Origin of the sequence: Sunxiuqinia rutila, assembly GCF_050589705.1 — a bacterium.
Taxonomy (GTDB): Bacteria; Bacteroidota; Bacteroidia; order Bacteroidales; family Prolixibacteraceae; genus Sunxiuqinia; species Sunxiuqinia rutila.
This window is the reverse complement of the sequence record NZ_JBNGOT010000023.1, coordinates 1-21,336: the sequence shown is the minus strand read 5'-3', so window position 1 is coordinate 21,336 and position 21,336 is coordinate 1. Positions and strand designations below refer to the sequence as shown.

The window sequence follows — 21,336 nt, the reverse complement described above, 5'->3', positions numbered from 1 at the left end:
ATTCTTTAACCGCAAAGACGCAGAAAATCCGCAAAGCAATCAAGGAATGACCGTCAATTGACTACTAATGACTATCAATGACAAGTACCAGGCCCAATCCTCTTGCGAGTTTAGTTGCTTACTTCAAACTGATGCGTGCCAGACCCCAGATTTTCAATGATTAAGAATTCTCCTGACTTTTGGTGTTTTACTTCTCGGTCGTTATGGCTTACCTGCTGTGCTTTTGACCAAAAGGGCAGGTAAACATCAGCCGTTGTATTGGCTGGAATAATTACTTTAAGCTGGAAACGCTTCTCAGGTTCGTTAAAAAAGGAAACCTGAACATTTCCCCGGATGGTTGGGCATTTGATTTGCGCTTGCTTTAGTGTTCCCGGCTGTGGCTTGATTCGGATTTTGCTGAATCCTGGTTCCAGAGGTTCAATGCCCATCAGTTTTCGTGGTATGATGTTAGCCGGCACAGCGCCCCAGGCGTGATTCCAGTCCTGATTGGGCTTGTATTTGTTGTCCCAGGCTTCCATCGTGATGGTAGATCCGGCCCGAATCATGTTGTACCAGCTTCGCTCGCTGGTTGATGTTAGCAGTTCCAGCCCATAGTCGGCATTATGCCCGTCGTAGACCGCCTCCATTAAAAACTGCGAACCATAAACACTGCAGGCCATCCCGCGGGAGCGAATAAACGCATTGATTGCTTCGGTGTTTTTAGACGGGGCCAGCCCAAAAGCCAAGGGAAACATGTTGGCATGCAGCGAGGCATGGTCAGTTCCGATACCATCGGTGTAGATTTTTCGTTTCGGATCGATTAATTTCTCATTGAAGTGTTTTTGGAGCCGCGCAGCACGCTTGCCGTATGACTCACTTTCGTCAGTATGTCCCAGTTGGTTTGCAATGGTGCTCATCACTTTTAAGGCGAAGTAGTGGTAAGCATTGACGACGGTGTTGATATCCTGAAATACAAAGCCATCGGTTTCGCCGGCTTCATTTTTCCCCAGTCCCAAAATGCCGGTGTGTGGCCAATCAACTATGTCGCGAAGCTGATCATTTAAATGAATGGATTCGAGTACACTTGGCGTAACTTTACCGGTGCGGGTGCTGATGAAGCCCAATTCATCGGCAAGAGGTAACAGTGTTTTGGCTTTTAAGTCGGAGTAGTGCTGTTCCAGCGACTCGTTGTTACCTGTATAGAGGTAATCATTCCAGGCCATCAGGACCGATTGAAGAATCCATTCGGTAGGCCAGGTGGCATGATGAATCAGGTATTCATGCGAGTGGCGGGCCATGCTGTACTCGCGGGCAACACCATAGTGGCAGAGTTGATTGATCAGGGCATCGGCTTCGTAGGGGATACGTTCGCGGTCGCCATCAACATAAATTCCGGCAAAAGAGGTTGCCTTTATGGAGTATTTACACAAGTCCCAAACCTGATTAAGCACCGTGTCGGAACTGGTAAAGAACGATTCTGTTTCATCAAAGGGATAAAAGACCGTTTCGCGTGTGACCTGATGTTTCTCAATCGGGTGTTTATAGCCCTCGATTTCAACATAGCGAAAAGGAAAAACATCGCCAATGTATTGGGGAATTGGAATGGCGCGGGGGCCTGTGTTGCGTTGATCCGGCTTGATGGCGATGAGGTAGGTGTTTCGTCCGTTGTTAAGCTTGAGCTGGTATTCAGCGTAGCGTCTGCTTCCTCCGGGATTTGGATCAATCTGCTGATTGCTCAGGACTTCTCCCAAGCGCAGGGTGATGGTATCGCCTTCGGTTCCATCCAGGCTTAGCCGAATGCGTCCAAAGGCCGCTTTCCCAAAATCAATAAATGTTGTTTTCGGGGTTCGGGCTTCAATTGTTTGAGGGTGGTCATCCTGCTTTTGAAGGGGATAGCGAGCGGTTGCGTAGTTTTGAAGCAGTGAAGCCATTTTGAACTGAGAGACAGCAGACCAGGAGGATTCAACGCCATGGTTATCCCAGGTTTTTACTTTCCAGAAGTAAACGGAGTCGGGCAGAAGGGCTTTTCCTTGGTAGCTCAGGTTGATGGACTGGCTGCTTGCTACTTTCCCCGAATTCCAATAATCCCCTTCATTGTTTTGAATATGATGCCGGGATGAAGCAACCAGAACTTGCCAGGCCACTTGCATGGTGTTGTTTTGATTGGAATTAACCACCCAGCCAAAGAACGGTTTTCGTTGTGCAATTTCAGTAAACTGGAAGTTCTCCCGACGGAAAATGGCCTGGTCAAGCGATGTGTTGACCGGATAACCATTCAGGAAGACCTGATCGGCATCGGTGAGTAGATTGATCGAAAGCTGCGTGGGGCAATTCCTTGTTGTTGCGCTGGAAGGCTGGGAGCTTGCGAGCATTAATAGCAGGAAAAAAGGCATGAGCAGAAGTTTTTCTGCACTTTGGTGGGGATGAGTCATGGGACATTTGATTTTATAGGTTGGTCTGTTGGTTTTGGATTGATCAGTAGCCTGCAGCTTGTCCGTCTTTTCGGGATTCGGAAGCACCCAGGAAAACCTTGTTCTTCGGATCCCAGCGGATGGCTTGATAGCCACCGTATCCTCCGCGGGAGTAGTTGATTTGATGTCCTTTGCTTATTAGTTCCCGGATGGTGGGGTAGTCAAAGCCACTTTCCAGGAAAACAGTTCCGCCATCGGTCATCTTTTCGCCCGTAGGCTGGCTCGATCCCTCATGGCGTATTCGTGGGGCATCGCCGGCTTCCTGCAGGTTCATGCCAAAATCAATCAGGTTGCAAATGACCTGAACATGGCCCTGAGGCTGCATGGCACCACCCATCAGCCCAAAACTCATGAATGGCTGGCCGTCTTTGGTGATGAAGGCCGGGATGATGGTGTGAAACGGACGTTTGTGTGGCGCATAAACATTATGGTGCCCTTCTTCGAGGGCAAACAGTTCACCGCGGTTTTGCAGAACAAATCCCAGTTTTCCGGGTGTCATGCCAGAACCCATGCCGCGGTAGTTGCTCTGAATTAATGAAACCATATTGCCTTCGTCATCGGCTGTTGTCAGGTAAATGGTGTTTCCCTGCTCGAGCTCTCCGGCCGGAAAGCTTCGGCTGGCTTTGTGCAGGTCAATGAGTTTAGCGCGTTCCGTGGCGTACTCTTTCGAAATCAGTTCGTCCGTCGGAAGCGTATTGAAGTCGGGATCAGAATAGTATTTGGCGCGATCTTCGAAGGCCAGTTTCTTGGCTTCTATAAAGAGATGCATGTATTCCGGCGAGCCAAAACCCATCTCCGAAATGTCGTATTGCTCCAGTATGTTGAGGATCTGCAAAACAGCTGTTCCTTGTCCATTGGGAGGTAGTTCCCATATGTCGTAGCCGCGGTAGCTGGTTGAAACAGGCTCTACCCATTCCGAAGAATGATCCGCCAAGTCTTGAAGGCTCAGAAACCCTCTCTGAGCTTGCAGGTAGTCAACCATTTTATGGGCTATTTCTCCTTTGTAAAAGGCATCGCGTCCTTCGGTGGCAATTTGTTCAAGGGTGTTGGCTAAGAGCGGATTTTTAAAGATTTCGCCTTTGCCAGGTGCTTGTCCATTTGGTAGGAAGACTTCTGCAAATCCCGGATAGTCTTTTAGAATTTCGGCATTCCGTTTCCAATAGTAGGCAATTAGCTCTGATACAGGAAATCCTTGTCGCGCGTATCGAATGGCAGGCAGCAGGATCTGTCTCATCGTGAGGCTTCCAAACCGTTGGTGAAGCTCGGACCACCCGTCAACACACCCGGGGACTGAAACGGAAAGCGGACCATAAGCAGGTACTTTAGCGTAGTTGTGTGCTTTAAAATAGTCGAGGGTCAGTTGGTAGGGAGAACGGCCGCTGGCATTCAGCCCGTAAAGTTTCTGAGTTTTGGCATCCCAAACGATGGCAAAAAGATCGCCTCCAATTCCACAGCCAACGGGTTCTACGAGTCCTAAAACAGCATTGGCAGCAATGGCTGCGTCAATGGCATTACCGCCTGACTTTAGAATGTCGAGGGCTACTTGGGTGGCGAGTGGTTGACTGGTGCAAGCCATGCCATGCTGAGCTATTACTTCGCTGCGTGTGGCAAATTGATGACCTGTGATTCGGTCCTGGGCAAGCATGAAGAAATTCAGGCATAGAGCCAACAAGAGTAAGACAGATTTTTTCATCGGTTGGTTTGTTTAGAGTTTCTGAAAATACAGAATTCTGTTGGGTTTTCAAACCGAGAAAATTGAGAGCTTGGATGATTTTGAGTGACTTACTCGTTGTGGTGTGATAAACTCGTTTCACCAGCGGAATAGCAGATGCAACGGGGCAAATCAAATACAGTCCGGGCTGTGCCGGTCAATTGTTTGTGTCCTGTGAGTAAAAAAGCTGAAAATAGGCTTCGTAAAAAACGCCAGTTATTACTGATTCGGATGCAGCACCGTGTGTCAATCAGCTGTTTTTCCGAAACTCGTTCCTTACTGAGCTTGCCAGCTCGTAGCTGGGCTTGTATACATCCCAACGAAAAAATCCGGTTGTCATCCGGTGCAGTTCGCCGTGGATTTGTTCCAATGAATCCGAGATTCGCGAGCGGAATAGCTGAGCGCAAAGGGCGCATGGTGTTCCGGTGATCTCTTCGGTCTCATTGTAAGCATCCTTTAGGGATTCAATTGATTCATCGTATTCTTTATTGATCAAAGAATCGTAAGAGTTGAATAAGCATTGGTTGATTGTTTCGCGTTGTTTCACGCATCGGCTACCATTGAACTGGCAACTTACAAATTGAATAGGTTCATACTGACCTTGCTGGTCACGGTTTGCGTTTAACCGTGAAAAAATCCATCCCTTCATGTCCTTCATTTTTTCTATATTATAAATTACTCAATTATCTGCCTTCTTCACCAATCAAAAAAATATAGAAATCGAATGCCTTTAAATTGGATTCGAAGGTTAAAAGTAATAGAAATAATTAAATAATAGCCAGTTGCTTCATTTTTTTTAACAGACATCCTTTTTTACCCGGCATGCTGTGTGGTGCGAGCTTAACTGTTTGGGAGCTGCTTGCAAGCACTGTGCTATTTTTTAATTTGCTGAAGAGCCATCGTGTCGTTGTTTGCTTCAGGAATTGCCAATTGAACTCCTGAATCTATTTTAATAACGAACAAGTTATTGGTCGTGTTGTGTTACTTGTTGGTCTGCATTGAGCCTTTTCATCGGAATTTAGAAGTTCGATGAAAAGGAATTGGTGTCAGTCCGAATGTTTATATATTTTCTTTGAACTCCTGAATGATGACTGTGGCATATTCAAAGCTGGGTTTGTAGCGTTTGGATTTGAAAAGGCCTGTTGTCATTTTATGTAATTCATCGTGGATTTGTTCCATGGAAGCAGTAATTCGTGTGCGAAAGAGTTTGGCACAACTGGTGCAGGTTGACTTTTCCAGTTCTTTGGTTTTATCAAAAGCAATTTTCAACTCATTGATAGAAAAGTCGTATTCGCGATGAGAAAAGTGATGAAATGAATTGACCAGGCATTCATTGATTTTTGCCCGGTGGGTAGCGCAGTTCTTCCCGTTTTGAGGACAGCTATCCAGCTGAATTGGCTGATTTTTCGGTTCCGACAGCGTTTTGTCGGGGCCCGATTTTGAGTAAGTCCATTGCTCGTTTTCTTTCATTTATTTGTTGTTTTGGTTTATGTACTTCATATAATTTCCTTTAAAGATAAAAATATCTTTAAATATTGATGCATTAACCGTATTAAAATTAGAACGATGAAAGCAATTCCTGATTCTGTCTTTTAAATATCGCAAAATAATTGTTTCTTCAGGCAAAAAAAATGGACGGAAGAAAACGAGTTAATATTCAGATAGAGAGTCATGTGGAGATTGTGCAGAAGCATCATCAACGAACGGGTGAGTTGACAGAAGGTTATGTTGCCCGTATTTTGACCAAGTCGCCCACGCATCCGCATGGCATAAAAGTGCAATTGGAAACGGGTGAAGTGGGACGGGTGAAAACGATTCTGGAAGATGATTAACTGTTGATTTCTCGGGAAAGTTATTCTTTTTGATCAATGATCCGGTAGTCAGTAGAGAGTAAAAAAAAGAGTTGCCGAACTTGTCGTTGGTCAAATTGCAAAAAAAAAGGAGTTGGATTGCAGCTTTGTTCGTTGAAAGAAAGCTGCAATCCAAATTCCAATAATTCTTCTTAGCGAAGTTTAGCCCCCAGTTCTTTGTCAAACTGGAAAATTAACTTCTGCATGATTTTATCAATTTGTTTGTCTTTAAGCGTCTTTTCATCATCGCGCAAAGTGAAGCTGACGGCGTAAGATTTCTTACCTTCCGGCACACCCTGGCCTTCATAAACATCAAACAAATCGACTGCGCGCAGGAGTTTGCGTTCAACCTTAAAGGCCAGTTCGCGAATTTGTCCAAACTGCACTTCTTTGTTCAGCAACAAGGCTAAGTCCCGACGAACTTCGGGGTATTTAGGCAGTTCTGAATAAAGCGTCTGGTTGTTTTTCTGATCCTGTATAATGGTTCCCATCACCAGGTCAGCTGCATAAACCGGATTGTCAATCTCAAATTGTTTTCTCAGTTTGGGGTGAACAATTCCAATTTCCACAACCTTTTTGTTGCCATTGCGGGTTGAGTAAGTTAAGCCTTCGCTGAAAAGTTCGTTGCTGAAGCTTTCAAGGTTTAACTTATCGTTTTTCAGTCCCATTTTCGCCAGCAGGTTCTCGGCATAGGTTTTCAGCTGATAGAAGCTGCTTTCCGTTTGTGGAGCTGTCCAGTTTTCCTTTTCCTTTGCTCCGGTGATAAACAAGGCCAGGTGTTCTTCCTCGCGATAGTTTTTCAGGCGGTCCGTTGTTTGGTTTTCATTGTTGTAGAAGTAGCAGTTGCCAAATTCGTACAACCGAAGATCTGCATTTTGGCGGTTCGCGTTGCGGGCAATGGCTTCCAAACCACCGAAAAGCAGGGTTTGGCGCATAACTCCCAAGTCATTGCTTAACGGATTGAACAGCTTGACGGTATGTTCGTCTTTGTAGGTTTCTCCGTTTTCGTAATAGGATGCCTTGGTGAGCGAGTTCGACCAAATTTCATTAAAACCCTGGGCGGTTAGCATATCGGCCAGCAACATGCGAATTTTCTCCGGGTTGTGTGCGTCAGAATATTGTAATGATGCATTTACCTTGGCGGGGATTTCAATGTTGTTGTACCCGTAAATACGCAGGATTTCTTCCACCACATCGGCTTCTCGTTTAACATCCACCCGGTAAGGAGGTACAGAAAGCGACAAGCCTGTTTCTGTTTCGTTGTCGATTTTTATCTCCAGTCCTTCAAGAATCAGCTTGATTCGCTCAGCTCCCAGGTCTTTTCCAATTAACCGTTGGATGTTGGCATAGCTCACTTCAACTTTGAAGTCTTCGATAGGAGTGGGGTAAATATCTACGATTTCGGAGGATATTTTTCCGCCGGCAATTTCCTTAATAAGTAAGGCCGCACGTTTTAGGGCATAAATTACCCCATTGGGATCCGTGCCGCGCTCGAAGCGAAATGAAGCGTCTGTATTTAAGCCATGGCGGCGTGCAGTTTTCCGGATGTAAACCGGATCAAAACAAGCCGACTCAAGGAAAATAGTTGTTGTAGAATCTTTTACGCCTGACTGAATACCGCCGAAAACACCACCAATGCACATGCCTTCCTGAGCGTTGCAAATCATAAGGTCGTCCTCGTGGAGTTCGCGTTCCACTTCGTCCAGAGTCATAAATTTGGTGCCGGCAGGAAGTGTTTGAACCACCACCTTGTTTCCGGTTATTTGGCTGGCATCGAAAGCGTGCAGCGGTTGTCCGGTTTCAAACAGCACGTAGTTGGTAATATCCACCACATTGTTGATCGGACTCAAACCAATGGTTTTTAACCGGTTTTTCAACCAGTCTGGTGATTCCGCCACCTTCACACCGCTAATGGTTACACCGGCATAGCGTGGGCATGCTTCGGGTGTTGCTACTTCAACGGGAATTTCCAGCGAGTGGTCATCCACTTTGAAGGCTTCCTCGGAGGGCTTGGTGTAGACGATGGCTTGTTCCTGTTTCAGGTAGGCAGCCAGGTCGCGGGCCACACCAATGTGTGAGGCTCCGTCAATGCGGTTGGGCGTTAAGTCCACTTCAATGGAATAATCAGATTCAACATTGAAATAAGTGTTGGCAGGGGTTCCTACCACCGCATCGGCCGGTAAAACCATAATGCCATCGTGACTTTTGCCAAGGCCAATTTCGTCTTCGGCGCAAATCATTCCTTGTGACTCTTCGCCACGGATTTTGGACCGTTTGATGACAAACTCTTCTTCTCCGCTATAAAGCGTTGTTCCTATGGTAGCCACGACCACTTTTTGCCCGGCGGCTACATTGGGTGCTCCGCAAACGATTGGGAGCGGGCTGTCGGTTCCAACATCAACCGTAGTTTTGCTCAGGTGATCAGAGTTGGGATGTTTCTCGCAGGTGAGCACTTCGCCAATAACTAACCCCCGAAGTCCGCCTTTAATACTTTCCACTTCTTCAATACTGCCAATTTCAAGGCCTGTCTGCGTAAGTACTCCTTCCAATTGTTGCGGAGTAAGATCAGTTGCTATATAGTCTTTTAGCCACTTGTAGGAAATTTTCATAATTGCAATGCTTTATGCTGAATTTGAGAATGTCAGTCTTTTTGAGACCTGCAAAAGTAAGCATTTTTTGGGGTGGGGCAAAGTTGTATAATTATTGTGTTTTTATTTTTTTCAGAATAAAAGCTAAAAGGTCTTGCTTCGTTTTAACCGGGACTAACAAGTGTCATCTTCTGTTGTCAAATATTTTCTTATTTTACGCACCAAATTTTTCAAAAAATAACACAAAGAAGATGAAGAGATTTAATCCTGTTTTAATGCTTATTCTGGTTATTTTTGCTTCTTGTAATTCATCAACAGAAACAAATTCAGCCATGGATAATCCATTTTTGAAAACCTATGAAACCCCTTTTGAGGTTCCTCCTTTCGGTGAAATTAAGATTGAGCATTATTTGCCTGCTGTAGAAGAAGGCATTAAGCAACATCAACAAGAAATAGAAGCGATTACTTCCAATCCGGAAGCTCCGACTTTTGAAAATACAATCCTGGCCATGGATGTGTCGGGTGATTTGCTGGATCGTGTGACAACCGTTTTTTACAACCTGAATTCGGCCAATACCAATCCGGAGATGCAAGCTTTGGCTCGTGAAATTTCGCCCATTACAACCGAGCACGGCGACAACATCATGCTGAATAAAGCACTTTTTGAGCGAGTAAAAGCCGTTTATGAGCAGCGCGAAAGCTTGAATCTGGACCAGGAACAGATGCGGGTGCTGGAAAAATTCTATAAAGATTTTGAGCGCAACGGGGCTAACCTGTCGGATGAAGATCAGGCCAAGCTGCGTGAGCTGAACCAGGAATTGTCGAACCTGCGTTTGCAGTTTGGTGAGAACCTGCTGGCAGAGACCAACAAAAACTTCCAGTTGGTGATTGACAACGAAGCAGACCTGAGTGGCTTGCCGGAAGCGGTGGTTGCAGCTGCTGCCGAGGAAGCTGAAAAAGCCGGCATGACTGGTAAATGGGTTTTTACTTTGCAAAAACCGAGTTTGATTCCATTCCTGCAATATGCTGATAACCGCGACTTGCGGGAGAAAATTTATCGCGGCTATTTCATGCGTGGTAACAATGACAATGAGTTTGACAATAAAAAGATCTTAGGCCAAATGGTTCAGTTGCGTCAGGAAAAAGCCCAGTTGCTGGGATTTGAAAACTACGCTGCTTACATTCTGGATAACAACATGGCTAAGACCTCTGAAAATGTTTACGATTTCTTGCTGAAACTGTGGAAACCAGCCTTGGAAGTTGCCAAAAATGAGCGTGACGAAATGCAGGCGATCATCAACCGTGAAGGGGGTAATTTCCAGTTGGAATCCTGGGATTGGTGGTACTATTCAGAAAAACTGCGCAAGGAAAAATACGATTTGGATGAGTCAGAGCTGCAGCCTTATTTCAGCCTGGACAATGTGCGAGAAGGAATTTTTTACGTATCCAACCAGTTGTATGGAATTCAATTTGAACGTCGGGAAGATATTCCGGTTTATCATCCGGAGGCTGAAGCCTGGGAAGTAAAAGAAGCTGACGGTTCGCATGTGGGTGTGTTGTACATGGATTTTCACCCCAGAGACGGCAAGCGTGTTGGTGCCTGGAACACTGGTTACCGCGATGTGGCTTACGTGGATGGCAAAAAAGTTCAGTACCCAATTACTTCCATTGTTTGTAACTTCACACGTCCATCAGGCGACATGCCTGCTTTGCTGACCTTTGATGAGGTGACTACTTTCTTCCACGAGTTTGGCCATGCTTTACACGGCTTATTTACGGATGGCCCTTACCAGCGGACAGCCGGCCGTGTGCCACGCGACTTCGTTGAGCTGCCTTCTCAAATTATGGAGAACTGGGCCGCTGAACCAGAAGTACTGAAAGTATATGCCAAACATTACGAAACCGGAGAAGTAATTCCGGATGACTTGGTGCAGAAGCTGGTTAACAGTGGCCACTTCAACCAAGGGTTTGCAACCGTTGAATACCTGGCGGCTTCGCTGCTGGATATGGACTGGCATACCAAGGCTTTTGAAGGAGATGTGCTTGATTTTGAACGTTCATCCATGGACGCGGTGGGCTTGATTGATGAGATTATTCCTCGTTACCGGAGTACTTACTTTTCGCATATTTTTGCAGGTGGCTACTCGGCTGGTTACTATGTGTACATTTGGGCCGGCGTGCTGGATACCGATGCTTTTGCTGCTTTCAAAGAGTCAGGCGATCTGTTTAATCCTGAGCTTGCTGCGAAGTTCCGCACTTTGCTTGCCAAATCAGGTTCAGATGAGGGAATGGTTATTTACCGCAATTTCCGAGGACAAGATCCTTCTCCAGAATATTTGTTGCAGAAACGTGGCTTGAAATAACACAGGCCCCAAAAGAAATAGAACTCAAGGAGTCTTGCGATTTTTATTCGCAAGGCTCTTTTTTTGTGGTCGAATACGCTCCAAAGCGCTTGACTAATTTTGTAAATTGCACGCATTAAATTTTAGCTAGATGTTGATCCGAGTGAATGAATTATTGAAGAATCACCTGAAACTTCATTTTGTGGTTTTTATCTATGGGTTTACCGCCATTTTGGGGAAGTTAATTACACTTCCTGCTGCCGAAATGGTTTGGTATCGCATGCTAATTGCTTTTGCTGCACTGGGGATTTACCTGAGCTATAAAAAGCAATCGGTGGTTTATTCCGGGCGAGTTGTTTTGAAAATGGTTGCAGTAGGGCTGGTTGTTGCTCTTCATTGGATCACCTTCTTTCATGCCGTTAAAATTTCGAACGTGTCGGTGACACTCGGGTGTTTGGCTTCAACAACCTTGTTCACCAGTATTCTTGAACCAATCATTGTAAAGCGGCGGGTTAAATGGTTGGAGCTTGTTATTGGCTTGGTGATTATTGGTGGGCTTTATCTTATTTTTCAGTTTGAGTTTCGTTATAAGTTAGGAATCCTTACGGCGCTTACCTCAGCCTTTTTGGCTGGTCTGTTTACGGTTTTGAATAAAACATTTATCACCAAGTATCATCCCGTGGCCATCAGCTTCTATGAAATGGGGAGTGGCTTTGTGGGGATCACGCTTTTTCTTTTGTTAAGCGGGCGCTTTTCTTCGAACTTTGTCGCTCCAGTGCCATTAGACTGGCTATGGCTGGTTGTTTTGGGAATTATATGTACAGCCTATGCTTTTGTGGTTTCCATTGATGTGATGAAAGTGCTGTCGGCTTACTCGGTAGTGCTGACCATTAATATGGAACCGGTTTATGGCATTTTGATGGCCTTCTTTATTTTTAGGGATTCAGAATTCATGTCAGCCGGTTTTTATATCGGAACGCTTGTTATTCTTTCAGCAGTTGTTCTTTATCCCTTTCTTGACAGGAAGTTGAGAAAACGGGCCTTGATAGCTGAAATGAAGGCCTCTTCAAAATCCTAAGGTAAGTAAATAGAAACTCGGATTTTGCTTCTACATTTTTAGGTAATGTTCTGTTACCTTTCAGAGTCTATTTACTACATGCTAGTGCTTAGTTCTCCTTTCCTACCATTGACGGTTTAGCTTAATTCAGAATCATTTATACCCCGGGGCCGATAGCACAGGATAGTGGGTGCATTTAATTTTTATATATTTAATGGCAAAGCTAAAACCTAAACTTGCTATGCGATTAAACCTCTTTCCTTTTGGTGTGAAATCTGCCACATCTCTTATCTTTTTTATTTTTTGGTATTTATTGATTTTTAGTCTCTTATTGGTTGAAGGGCGGAGTTGCTTTGGAGAAAAACGGACAAGTGGTTGGGGAGATTTCGATTGGCAAGAAATCATTTGCAAACCTGATTAGACTTTATAAATTCTAAAATCTCACAATAACTAAACCTAACTTTCTGAAATCATGAACTATAAATCGTTATTCCTTTTGGCTGTTTTATTCTTTTTAAATGGTGGTTTTGGTTCGGCCCAAAACTGGACGGCTCAGCGCATAACAGACGTTGAAAACCAGAATTTAGCCAACACCTGGATTGATTTTGTCAAAGAATTTGAAGTGGAAGAGCTTCCGATTGAGGCGGTGGCATCCATTGCTTGTGATTCTAAGTACTGGATGTGGATTAACGGTAAGTTAGTGGTTTTTGAAGGTCAGTTGAAGCGAGGACCCAACCCAAAGGATACGTACTATGATCAAGTAGAATTGGCTCCTTTTCTGCAAAAAGGCAAAAACAAAATTGCTATTCTGGTATGGTATTTTGGCAAAGAGGGGTTTTCGCATAAAAGTAGCGGGCAGGCCGGCCTGGTTTTCCAGTGCAAGGCCCTTGATATTATTAGTGACCAAAGCTGGAAAAGCCGTCTGGATCGAGGGTTTGAAAACACCGCCGCGCCCCATCCCAATTACCGGTTGCCGGAGTCGAATGTGCGATTCAACGCGCAGCTTGGCAATTTTAACTGGGTAAACCCCAACGAGGAATTGGTAGGATTTAATCCGGCAAAGGTTGTTGGAAGTGCAGAATCAGCTCCCTGGAACCAGTTGGTTAAACGCCCTGTTCCGCAATGGAAGGATTATGGGCTGAAGCGGTATCCTGAAATTTCTTCTTTGCCGTTTGAAAGTAAGGGGGATACGTTGGTGTGTTTGCTACCCTACAATGCACAGGTTACTCCTTATTTTAAGATTTCGGCAGAAGCCGGAAAGCTTATTGACATTCGGACAGATCATTACCGGGGTGGTGGTCCTGAAAATGTAAGAGCCGAATACATTACCACCAACGGTGTTCAGGAATACGAGTCTCTGGGGTGGATGAATGGTCATGAAGTGCGCTATTATTTCCCCGAAGGCATCACGGTACTCGATGTGAAGTTTCGGGAAACAGGATTCCAAAGCGGGTTTACAGGTTCGTTTAGTTGTAGCGATCCGTTTTTCAATCGCTTATGGGAAAAGGCCGTGCGAACTCTTTATGTTACCATGCGCGATACCTATATGGACTGTCCCGATCGGGAACGAGCACAATGGTGGGGAGATGTGGTTAATGAAAGTGGGGAGGCTTTTTATGCACTTTCGCCAGAGGCAGCCTCGCTCACCCGCAAAGGCATGTTGGAATTGGTGTGGTGGCAGAAAGAGAATGGCGTATTGTTTTCACCGGTTCCTGCCGGGAATTGGGATCGCGAGCTTCCGGGACAAATGTTGGCAAGTATTGGCTATTTTGGGTTTTGGAATTACTATCAGAATACCGGAGATCAGGAAACGATTGAACAGGTTTATGACGGTGTTAAGCGGTATCTGGACATTTGGGAAATAGCAGACAAAGGAATTTTAAAGGTTCGTGAAGGAGATTGGTACTGGGGCGATTGGGGGACAAATGTGGATAGACAAACTCTTTTCAATACCTGGTACTATTTGGCCTTAAAAGGATTTCGAAACATGTCTGAGCTACTTGGGAAATTCGAAGAAGTGACCCAAACGGAGCAAAAGATGCAACAATTTAAGACAGCTTTTAATCGGGTGATTTGGAATGGCCAGGAATACCGTTTCCCAGGCTATGAAGAAGAAACTGATGATCGGGCACAGGCTTTGGCTGTGGTGGCAGGTCTGGTTGACCCGGATAAATTCGCTCGGATTTATGAATTGTTGCAAAGCCAAAAATATGCCAGTCCATATATGGAAAAATATGTCATTGAAGCCTTGTTTCAGATGGGCTATGCTGAATACGGGCTGGAGCGATTGAAAGAGCGGTTCTCTTTGATGGTGAATGATCCGAAGAGTTCGACCCTGTATGAGGGCTGGGGAACCGGAGTTGACGGTTTTGGTGGTGGTTCGGCTAATCATGCCTGGAGTGGTGGCGGCCTGACTATTATGGCGCAATATGTGTGTGGCGTTTTTCCGGTGGAGCCTGCCTGGAAAACAATTCAAATCAAGCCTCAGCTAGGCAATTTGCAATTTGCCCAAACAGCGAATGAAACAATTGCCGGAGAAGTAAAAGTTCGTGTTGCACAGATTAGTGGCGAATTCCGGCTTGAAGCTGGTATTCCGGGTGGCTCAAAAGGTATAATCTGTATTCCGGATTCGTGCCAGTCGGTTGCTTTGAATAACAAAACCATTTGGAAAAGGAAGCCGAGGGCGAATTCCTATGCACATTTCGTGAAACGGGAAAATGGCTACCTGTATTTTGAAGTTCAAAATGGCGCTTGGCACTTTGTCGGCAAATAAGCCCTGGCTATGGCTGGCATGAGCCGATTTACACTTGATTAGATAACCTCAATAGAACGACCATGAATAAACCAAACTTTTCTTGCTGTACCCTGAAGTGGATCCTTTATCCCCTGATACTTTCAGTTTTGTTTTTAACAGGCTGTTCTTCAGACGAAGTTCAACTTACAGATCTTCGCTGTGAATACCTGAAGAATCCTGTAGGCATTGATAAACAACATCCCCGGTTTTCCTGGAAAATTTTATCGGAAGAACGGGGCGTTTATCAGCAGTCCTATTCCATTTTTGTCGATGAGAGCCTGGAGGAACTGGAGCAGGGGAAAGGGAAACAGTGGCAATCGGGTCAGGTTGAATCGGGACAAACCGTGAATGTAGCCTACCAGGGAGCACCTTTGAAAAGCAATCAGACTTACTATTGGCGGGTGCGTGTACAGACCAAGCAGGGAAAGACGTGCTGGAGTGAGCCGGCAACATTTCATACCGGGCTATTGGACGCAGAAGACTGGCAGGCGCAATGGATCACAACCCGGGAGGATATCGCAGACGCAAGTCCGATTTTCAGGAAAGAATTTCACATCGAAAAAAAAGTAAAACAAGCTTATGCCTTTGTTACTGCCTGTGGTTTTTACGAGTTTTTGCTGAATGGGCAAAAAGTGGGCGATCATGTGTTGGACCCGGCAGTTACCGATTACCGGAAAACGATTTTGTATTCCACTTACAATGTGACGGAGTTCTTGCAGGAAGGAACGAATGTTTCGGGTGTGATGCTGGGGAGCGGGGCCTACAACTTAAGGCAAACCGAAGGCCGGTACAGCTGGGGAAACGGCGGTTCCCGACTGGGGAATCCTTGTTTTATTGTTCAGCTAAATCTTACTTTTGAAGATGGGAGCCAACAGGTGCTCGTAAGCGATGATTCGTGGAAGTATGCCCCGGGGCCAATCACTTTCAACAATATTTATGGGGGTGAAGATTATAATGCCTTGCTGGAAGTTGACGGTTGGGCAACTGATGAAATCAATGCTGAGAACTGGTCATTGGCCCGGATTGCTGAAGCTCCGGGAGGAAAACTGGTGGCGCAATCACTTCCTCCAATCCAAGTTACTCAGACCATTCTACCCATTACTGCCACTCAAGTTGCTGATGGTGTGTATCTGTTTGATTTGGGACAGAATATCGCTGGCTGGTGGCGCCTGGAAGTTCGCGGAAAGAAAGGGCAAACCATCCGGGTAAGAGGCTCGGAAACCTTAAACGATGAGCTGTTCCCCAAGCCGCTGGAAGCCGGAGACCGTTTGAGTGAAAAATTTCGTTATCACGCCCAAAACTGGACCGACTATACCTTGAAAGGTGGGGAAGATGAAACCTACGAACCGCGTTTTTTCTATACCGGTTTTCGCTACATCGAAGTGGCTACAAACGACGGAAGCACGCTGGACAAGCTGAAGGTAGAGGGGCGGGTGGTCCGGTCGGCACTGGAGCGTAACGGAAGCTTTACATCGTCCGATTCTTTGCTCAATCAAATTCATGAAGCTGGCCTTTGGTCTCAAATGGGAAACACCGTTGGTTATCCAACCGACTGCCCGCATCGCGAAAAAGGGGCTTATAACGGAGACGGACAGGTGATTGCTGAAACCTCGATTCATGATTTTCAGATGGCCCCGTTTTTTAACAAATGGCTGAACGACATGCGTGATGCGCAGGAGGAGAATGGGCGTATTCCGAATACTTCTCCCACCTTGATCGGAGGCATGGGTGGTGGTGTAGCCTGGGGAAGTGCTTACATCCTGATTCCCTATTGGATGAATCGCTATTACAACGATGTTCAGATTCTGGAAGAACATTATCCAACCATGAAAAAATACCTGGAATACCTTATTGAACTGGCTCAAACAGACAGCAATCCGGAGGAGCCCTATATTATTAATGACTTCTTAGGCTACTGGTATTCTTTAGGTGAATGGTGTGCGCCGGGGCAGCGCGATGGCCCCAATCACCCGGTGGTGAATACGTTCTATTTTTATTACAATGCAAAGTTGTTTTCAGAAATTGGCCAATTGCTTGGAAATACAGATGATGCCCAGCGTTTTGCTGGATTGAGTGACACCATTAAGCAGGCATTTAACCAGAAGTTCTTCAATCCGGAAACTGCACTTTACGGAACAGACTCAACTTATCAGACTTATCAATTGCTGGCTTTGCATGGCAATTTGGTTTCAGAACAATACAAGGAGGATGTTTTCAGAACCATCGTGGATGATTTGCATGCCCGAAACAAGCACCTGAATACCGGAATCATTGGAACAAAATACCTGTGGCCCATTCTGGAGCAGGGCAACCAGACTGATCTGGCCTATGAAGTGGCAATTCAAAAAACATATCCAAGTTTTGGCTATTGGCTGGAAAATCATTCAACCACTTTGTTGGAGGACTTTGAGGGAGAGAACTCGCATAATCATCAAATGTTTGGGTCGGTGGTTGAATATTTTTACAAGTATTTAGCCGGCATTCAATCGCCTCTGGAAGGTAACACCTCCAAAGGGTATCGGCATGTTTACCTGTCACCTTCTGTACCGGAAGGATTGACTCATGTAAGTGCTTCGCAGGAAACGGTTGCCGGAACGATTGTTTCTTCGTGGGAAAAATCATCCAATCAGTTTCGCTATCAAGTTACCATTCCTGCCAACTCAACCGGAACGGTGGCTTTGCCAATTAGGGGCTCTGAAGAAATCAGGGTGACAGAGAGTCAGTCGTTGATTTGGGAAAACGGCAACTACCAGCCGGGAGTGGAAGGCATACGCAAGGTCACAAAAACAGGGAATAAATTTGTTGTCGAGCTTGAATCGGGAAGCTATCATTTTGAATTATCCGGTCAGTAATAGAAATCTTAAGTGTTTAAATCAGTAGCTTATAGTCGTATGAAAAATATTCGTTTTACCATATTATCCGTGTTTTTGTTGTTGGTTGGAGCTTCTTGTTTTGCTCAATTTGAAGTGGTGAAGCTAAGGTGTGAGCATCTCGAAAATCCTTTGGGGATTGACGGTGAACAACCTCGTTTTTCCTGGCAGCTGCAAGCTGAAAAGGATGGTATTTTACAAGCCAAATACCAACTTTGGGTGGGAACAGATTTGCAGGAAGTGAAGGCTGGAAAGGGAAACATCTGGAATTCGGGAGAAGTTGTTTCGGCAAGGGTACCCGCGATTTATTCCGGTCCCAAACTCAGTCCTTTTACCCGTTACTTTTGGGCAGTAAAAGTTCAGGATGAAGTAGGCAATTGGTCTGACCTGTCAGAAGCAGCACATTTCGAAACCGGCATGATGAATAAGGACAACTGGCAAGGGAGCTGGATTTCGGACACCTATGACTATAACCTAAAATCAGCACCTTATTTCCGGAAGGAATTCAAGGTGAGCAAAAAGGTGAAGGCTGCTCGGGCCTACATTGCTGTTGCCGGCCTGTACGAATTGATGGTGAATGGCGAAAAAGTAGGCAATCATCGGCTGGATCCGATGTATACGCGTTTTGACCGTCGGAATTTGTATGTTACTTATGATTTAACCAACTCCTTAAACGAGGGCAACAATGCCATTGGCGTCTTGCTTGGAAATGGCTGGTACAATCACCAGTCAACAGCCGTTTGGTATTTTGATAAAGCTCCCTGGCGTGCCCGTCCAAAGTTTTGCATGGATGTTCGGATTGTATATGAAGATGGTTCAGAAGAAACAGTTCGAACCAGGTCGGATTGGAAAACAACTGCGAGTCCGGTTATTTTTAACAGCATTTATACTGCCGAGCATTATGATGCCCGCCTTGAACTTCCGGGGTGGAACAAGCCCGGTTTTGATGATTCGAAGTGGGGGAGTGTCCTGTTAACAGGAGCTCCGTCTGAAAACACTGTGGCACAAACGATGGTGCCTGTTCGTCATGTTGAAGAGCTTCCGGTGCAAAACATGAAGAAACTTGATGAAAACACCTACCTGTTTGACTTTGGGCGCAACATTTCGGGTGTCACTCAAATGACGGCACAAGGCCCGGAAGGAACAACCATCCGGTTGAAGCATGCAGAACGCCTGACGGAAAAGGGCTATGCCGATCTGTCGAATATTGATGTTCATTACCGTCCAACTGACGACACTGATCCTTTTCAGACAGATATCTTCATCCTGAGCGGGAAAAAGAAGGACACCTTTCTTCCACGCTTCAATTACAAGGGTTTTCAATATGTAGAAGTTACTTCCGATCAGCCGCTGGAGCTTAGCCCGGAAAACCTGACAGCCTATTTTATGCATAGCGATGTGCCTCCGGTTGGAACTATTTATTCTTCAAATGAAACGCTGAATAAAACATGGCAGGCCGCCAATAGTTCTTATTTGGCAAACCTGTTTGGTTATCCGACCGATTGTCCGCAGCGCGAAAAGAATGGCTGGACGGGAGATGCTCACATTAATATCGAAACCGGATTGTATAACTATGATGCCATTACGGTGTATGAAAAGTGGATGGCTGATCATCGCGATGAACAACAACCCAATGGGGTTCTTCCGGCCATTATTCCAACCAGCGGATGGGGCTACCAATGGGCCAATGGCCCCGACTGGACGAGCACCATTGCGATCATTCCCTGGAACATTTATTTGTTTTATGGCGATCGCAAAGTTCTGGCCGATTGTTACGACAACATCAAACAGTATGTTGACTACATCGATACGAACTGGCCTTCCGGTATTACCGACTGGGGGCTGGGCGACTGGGTGCCGGTAAAATCAAAAGCACCCAAAGAGTTTACTTCAACAGCCTACTACTATGCGGACGTTGTTATTTTGTCCAAGGCAGCCAAACTTTTAGGGAAAGAGGGCGATTATCAGAAGTACCAGCGCTTGGCCGAAAAGATCAGGCAGGCACTGAATGCAAAGTACCTTGATCGAGAAAAAGGGATTTATGGTAGCGGCTTGCAGACCGAATTGAGTGTGGCACTCTACTGGGGGCTGGTGCCGGAGGAGTTGGTTGCGAAAGTAGCTGTAAACCTGGCTAAACGAGTGGAAGCGGATAATAAGCATTTGGATGTGGGCTTGTTGGGAACGAAAACAATCCTGAATGCTTTGAGCGAGAATGGCTATGCTGACCTGGCCTATGAGCTTGCTACACAAGAGGATTTCCCGTCGTGGGGCTGGTGGATTGTCAATGGTGCCACAACTTTTTATGAAAACTGGCCACTGGATGCCCAAAGTGATATTTCAATGAATCACATCATGTTTGGAGAAGTTAATGCCTGGTATTACAAAGGCTTAGGCGGGATTTTTCCGGATGAACAACAACCAGGATTCAAGAACATTATTCTGAAACCAAATTTTGTAAAGGGGTTAACCTTTTTCAATGCCAGTCATGAAGGGCCTTATGGCGAGATTGTTTCAGCGTGGAAACGGGATGGCCGAAAAATAAGCTATCAGGTTCGTGTGCCTGCTAACAGTACAGCAACACTTTACCTGGAATCGGATAATGTTATGGAGAATGGGAAATCGATTACCCGCAATGAGCTTCTGAAAGTAGTAAAATCGGAAGGCGGAGGGTTGAGGATTTCATTGATGCCCGGAGAATACGATTTTACAATTCGGTAATCAAAATGGGAGGCGAGGTAGTTACATGCTGCTTTTGGGCTTTTGGTCCAACGCCCAGGTTAACCAATATGCTTTGGGCATGAATGTGGTGGGACCAGGATGTTCCAAAATAGAACTTGAGCCTCACTTGGGGGATCTGACTTGGGTGAAAGGTACTTTCCCGACTCCTTACGGTGTGGTTGAGAGTGAGCACCGAAAGCAGGCTGACGGAACAATTGCCACCAGTTTTGAGGCCTACGAGGAAGTCACAGTCATTTTGAAGTAGTTTTTTGAGTCATTCAGAAAGAATTGTCGGTTGGGGAAATAACCTTTCTGATGCTTCATAGCGTCTTTGTGGCGGTTGAAGTAGGAATGAGGAACGGAAGCATTTCTCAGGTACGTAATTTTTTCCGCATAATTCAGATATATCGGATTTCAGCTTGTGGTTAATACCATAAAAAAAGAGAGTCAAAATCGGGTGTGATTTTGACTCTCTTTTCGAGTGAACCTGAAGGGACTCGAACCCCTAACCTCCTGATCCGTAGTCAGGTGCTCTATCCAATTAAGCTACAAGTCCGTTTCAATTGAGGTGCAAATATAGCATATTTTTGGATAAACAATGGACTGAATTAAAAATTTTAAAACCGAAAGTCAGTCCGGTTGGTGTACTCTTTTGAAAATCTATTTGTTCCGTCGAAAAAAAAGATTCGAAATTTATGGGTCAGGAGATGGATTTTAGTGTATCCTAGAGAAACAGGAGCCTGCAAGCATTGGATTAGTCTCTCTCAGCTGCTTAAAATTTGTCTTCTCAACTTGATTTTTCATGCAGTTTCTTGGTTGGAGAATTTCGTATAAAGGCACAAAAAAGGTTGTCAAAAATGAATTGACAACCTTTAAATCTGAGCGGGAGACGAGATTCAAACTCGCGACCCTTAGCTTGGAAGGCTAATGCTCTATCAGCTGAGCTACTCCCGCAA

General features: G+C 45.4%; 13 protein-coding genes and 2 tRNA genes. 8 read left to right on the top strand and 7 right to left on the bottom strand.

Annotated features, from left to right (window positions below; translation table 11 throughout):
* Positions 1-110: 110 nt before the first annotated feature.
* The 4 genes from ACRD6K_RS19245 to ACRD6K_RS19230 all read right to left on the bottom strand — a co-directional run bounded on the left by ACRD6K_RS19245 (position 111) and on the right by ACRD6K_RS19230 (position 5,631).
* Complete coding sequence (locus tag ACRD6K_RS19245) at positions 111-2,411, bottom strand: family 78 glycoside hydrolase catalytic domain (protein WP_430974569.1); 2,301 nt, start codon at positions 2,409-2,411, stop codon at positions 111-113.
* Between the two features lie 43 nt (positions 2,412-2,454).
* On the bottom strand, positions 2,455-4,143 hold the full coding sequence (gene ggt / locus ACRD6K_RS19240; RefSeq protein ID WP_430974568.1) for a gamma-glutamyltransferase: 1,689 nt from the start codon (positions 4,141-4,143) through the stop codon (positions 2,455-2,457).
* A 268-nt stretch (positions 4,144-4,411) separates the two neighbouring features.
* Positions 4,412-4,819, bottom strand: a complete 408-nt coding sequence (locus tag ACRD6K_RS19235) for a hypothetical protein (protein WP_430974567.1) — start codon at positions 4,817-4,819, stop codon at positions 4,412-4,414.
* A 401-nt stretch (positions 4,820-5,220) separates the two neighbouring features.
* Positions 5,221-5,631: a hypothetical protein gene (locus ACRD6K_RS19230; protein ID WP_430974566.1), complete on the bottom strand. Its 411-nt coding sequence runs from the start codon at positions 5,629-5,631 to the stop codon at positions 5,221-5,223.
* Between the two features lie 161 nt (positions 5,632-5,792).
* On the opposite strand from ACRD6K_RS19230, the gene ACRD6K_RS19225 reads away from it, so the two are divergent.
* Entirely contained in the window at positions 5,793-5,993 is a 201-nt protein-coding gene (locus ACRD6K_RS19225; protein WP_430974565.1) for a YwbE family protein, read from the top strand.
* A gap of 170 nt (positions 5,994-6,163) precedes the next feature.
* On the opposite strand, the gene pheT is transcribed toward ACRD6K_RS19225, so the two are convergent.
* Positions 6,164-8,620: a phenylalanine--tRNA ligase subunit beta gene (pheT, locus tag ACRD6K_RS19220; RefSeq protein ID WP_430974564.1), complete on the bottom strand. Its 2,457-nt coding sequence runs from the start codon at positions 8,618-8,620 to the stop codon at positions 6,164-6,166.
* 230 nt (positions 8,621-8,850) lie between these two features.
* On the opposite strand from pheT, the gene ACRD6K_RS19215 reads away from it, so the two are divergent.
* The 7 genes from ACRD6K_RS19215 (at position 8,851) to ACRD6K_RS19185 (ending at position 20,645) form a co-directional block, all read left to right on the top strand.
* On the top strand, positions 8,851-10,962 hold the full coding sequence (locus ACRD6K_RS19215; RefSeq protein ID WP_430974563.1) for a M3 family metallopeptidase: 2,112 nt from the start codon (positions 8,851-8,853) through the stop codon (positions 10,960-10,962).
* Between the two features lie 130 nt (positions 10,963-11,092).
* Complete coding sequence (locus ACRD6K_RS19210; RefSeq protein ID WP_430974562.1) at positions 11,093-12,019, top strand: DMT family transporter; 927 nt, start codon at positions 11,093-11,095, stop codon at positions 12,017-12,019.
* Between the two features lie 193 nt (positions 12,020-12,212).
* A complete protein-coding gene (locus tag ACRD6K_RS19205; protein WP_430974561.1) occupies positions 12,213-12,419 on the top strand; it encodes a hypothetical protein in 207 nt (68 codons plus the stop codon).
* 51 nt (positions 12,420-12,470) lie between these two features.
* On the top strand, positions 12,471-14,771 hold the full coding sequence (locus tag ACRD6K_RS19200) for an alpha-L-rhamnosidase-related protein (RefSeq protein ID WP_430974560.1): 2,301 nt from the start codon (positions 12,471-12,473) through the stop codon (positions 14,769-14,771).
* A 62-nt stretch (positions 14,772-14,833) separates the two neighbouring features.
* Positions 14,834-17,644 (top strand): family 78 glycoside hydrolase catalytic domain, encoded by a 2,811-nt coding sequence (locus tag ACRD6K_RS19195; protein WP_430974559.1) that lies wholly within the window; start codon positions 14,834-14,836, stop codon positions 17,642-17,644.
* Between the two features lie 39 nt (positions 17,645-17,683).
* Positions 17,684-20,380: a glycoside hydrolase family 78 protein gene (locus tag ACRD6K_RS19190; RefSeq protein ID WP_430974558.1), complete on the top strand. Its 2,697-nt coding sequence runs from the start codon at positions 17,684-17,686 to the stop codon at positions 20,378-20,380.
* A gap of 79 nt (positions 20,381-20,459) precedes the next feature.
* Positions 20,460-20,645 (top strand): alpha-L-rhamnosidase C-terminal domain-containing protein, encoded by a 186-nt coding sequence (locus tag ACRD6K_RS19185; RefSeq protein WP_430974557.1) that lies wholly within the window; start codon positions 20,460-20,462, stop codon positions 20,643-20,645.
* Between the two features lie 217 nt (positions 20,646-20,862).
* Here ACRD6K_RS19185 and ACRD6K_RS19180 read toward each other — a convergent pair.
* Together ACRD6K_RS19180 and ACRD6K_RS19175 are read right to left on the bottom strand one after the other, a co-directional pair.
* A tRNA-Arg gene (locus ACRD6K_RS19180) sits at positions 20,863-20,936 on the bottom strand.
* Between the two features lie 325 nt (positions 20,937-21,261).
* A tRNA-Gly gene (locus ACRD6K_RS19175) sits at positions 21,262-21,334 on the bottom strand.
* Between the last annotated feature and the right edge of the window lie 2 nt (positions 21,335-21,336).

Excerpts from the sequence above, each read along its gene's own strand:
- ACRD6K_RS19245 (WP_430974569.1), bottom strand. The coding sequence starts at position 2,411 with ATGACTCATCCCCACCAAAGTGCAGAAAAACTTCTGCTCATGCCTTTT.
- ggt (WP_430974568.1), bottom strand. The coding sequence starts at position 4,143 with ATGAAAAAATCTGTCTTACTCTTGTTGGCTCTATGCCTGAATTTCTTC.
- ACRD6K_RS19235 (WP_430974567.1), bottom strand. The coding sequence starts at position 4,819 with ATGAAGGACATGAAGGGATGGATTTTTTCACGGTTAAACGCAAACCGT.
- ACRD6K_RS19230 (WP_430974566.1), bottom strand. The coding sequence starts at position 5,631 with ATGAAAGAAAACGAGCAATGGACTTACTCAAAATCGGGCCCCGACAAA.
- ACRD6K_RS19225 (WP_430974565.1), top strand. The coding sequence starts at position 5,793 with ATGGACGGAAGAAAACGAGTTAATATTCAGATAGAGAGTCATGTGGAG.
- pheT (WP_430974564.1), bottom strand. The coding sequence starts at position 8,620 with ATGAAAATTTCCTACAAGTGGCTAAAAGACTATATAGCAACTGATCTT.
- ACRD6K_RS19215 (WP_430974563.1), top strand. The coding sequence starts at position 8,851 with ATGAAGAGATTTAATCCTGTTTTAATGCTTATTCTGGTTATTTTTGCT.
- ACRD6K_RS19210 (WP_430974562.1), top strand. The coding sequence starts at position 11,093 with ATGTTGATCCGAGTGAATGAATTATTGAAGAATCACCTGAAACTTCAT.
- ACRD6K_RS19205 (WP_430974561.1), top strand. The coding sequence starts at position 12,213 with ATGGCAAAGCTAAAACCTAAACTTGCTATGCGATTAAACCTCTTTCCT.
- ACRD6K_RS19200 (WP_430974560.1), top strand. The coding sequence starts at position 12,471 with ATGAACTATAAATCGTTATTCCTTTTGGCTGTTTTATTCTTTTTAAAT.
- ACRD6K_RS19195 (WP_430974559.1), top strand. The coding sequence starts at position 14,834 with ATGAATAAACCAAACTTTTCTTGCTGTACCCTGAAGTGGATCCTTTAT.
- ACRD6K_RS19190 (WP_430974558.1), top strand. The coding sequence starts at position 17,684 with ATGAAAAATATTCGTTTTACCATATTATCCGTGTTTTTGTTGTTGGTT.
- ACRD6K_RS19185 (WP_430974557.1), top strand. The coding sequence starts at position 20,460 with ATGAATGTGGTGGGACCAGGATGTTCCAAAATAGAACTTGAGCCTCAC.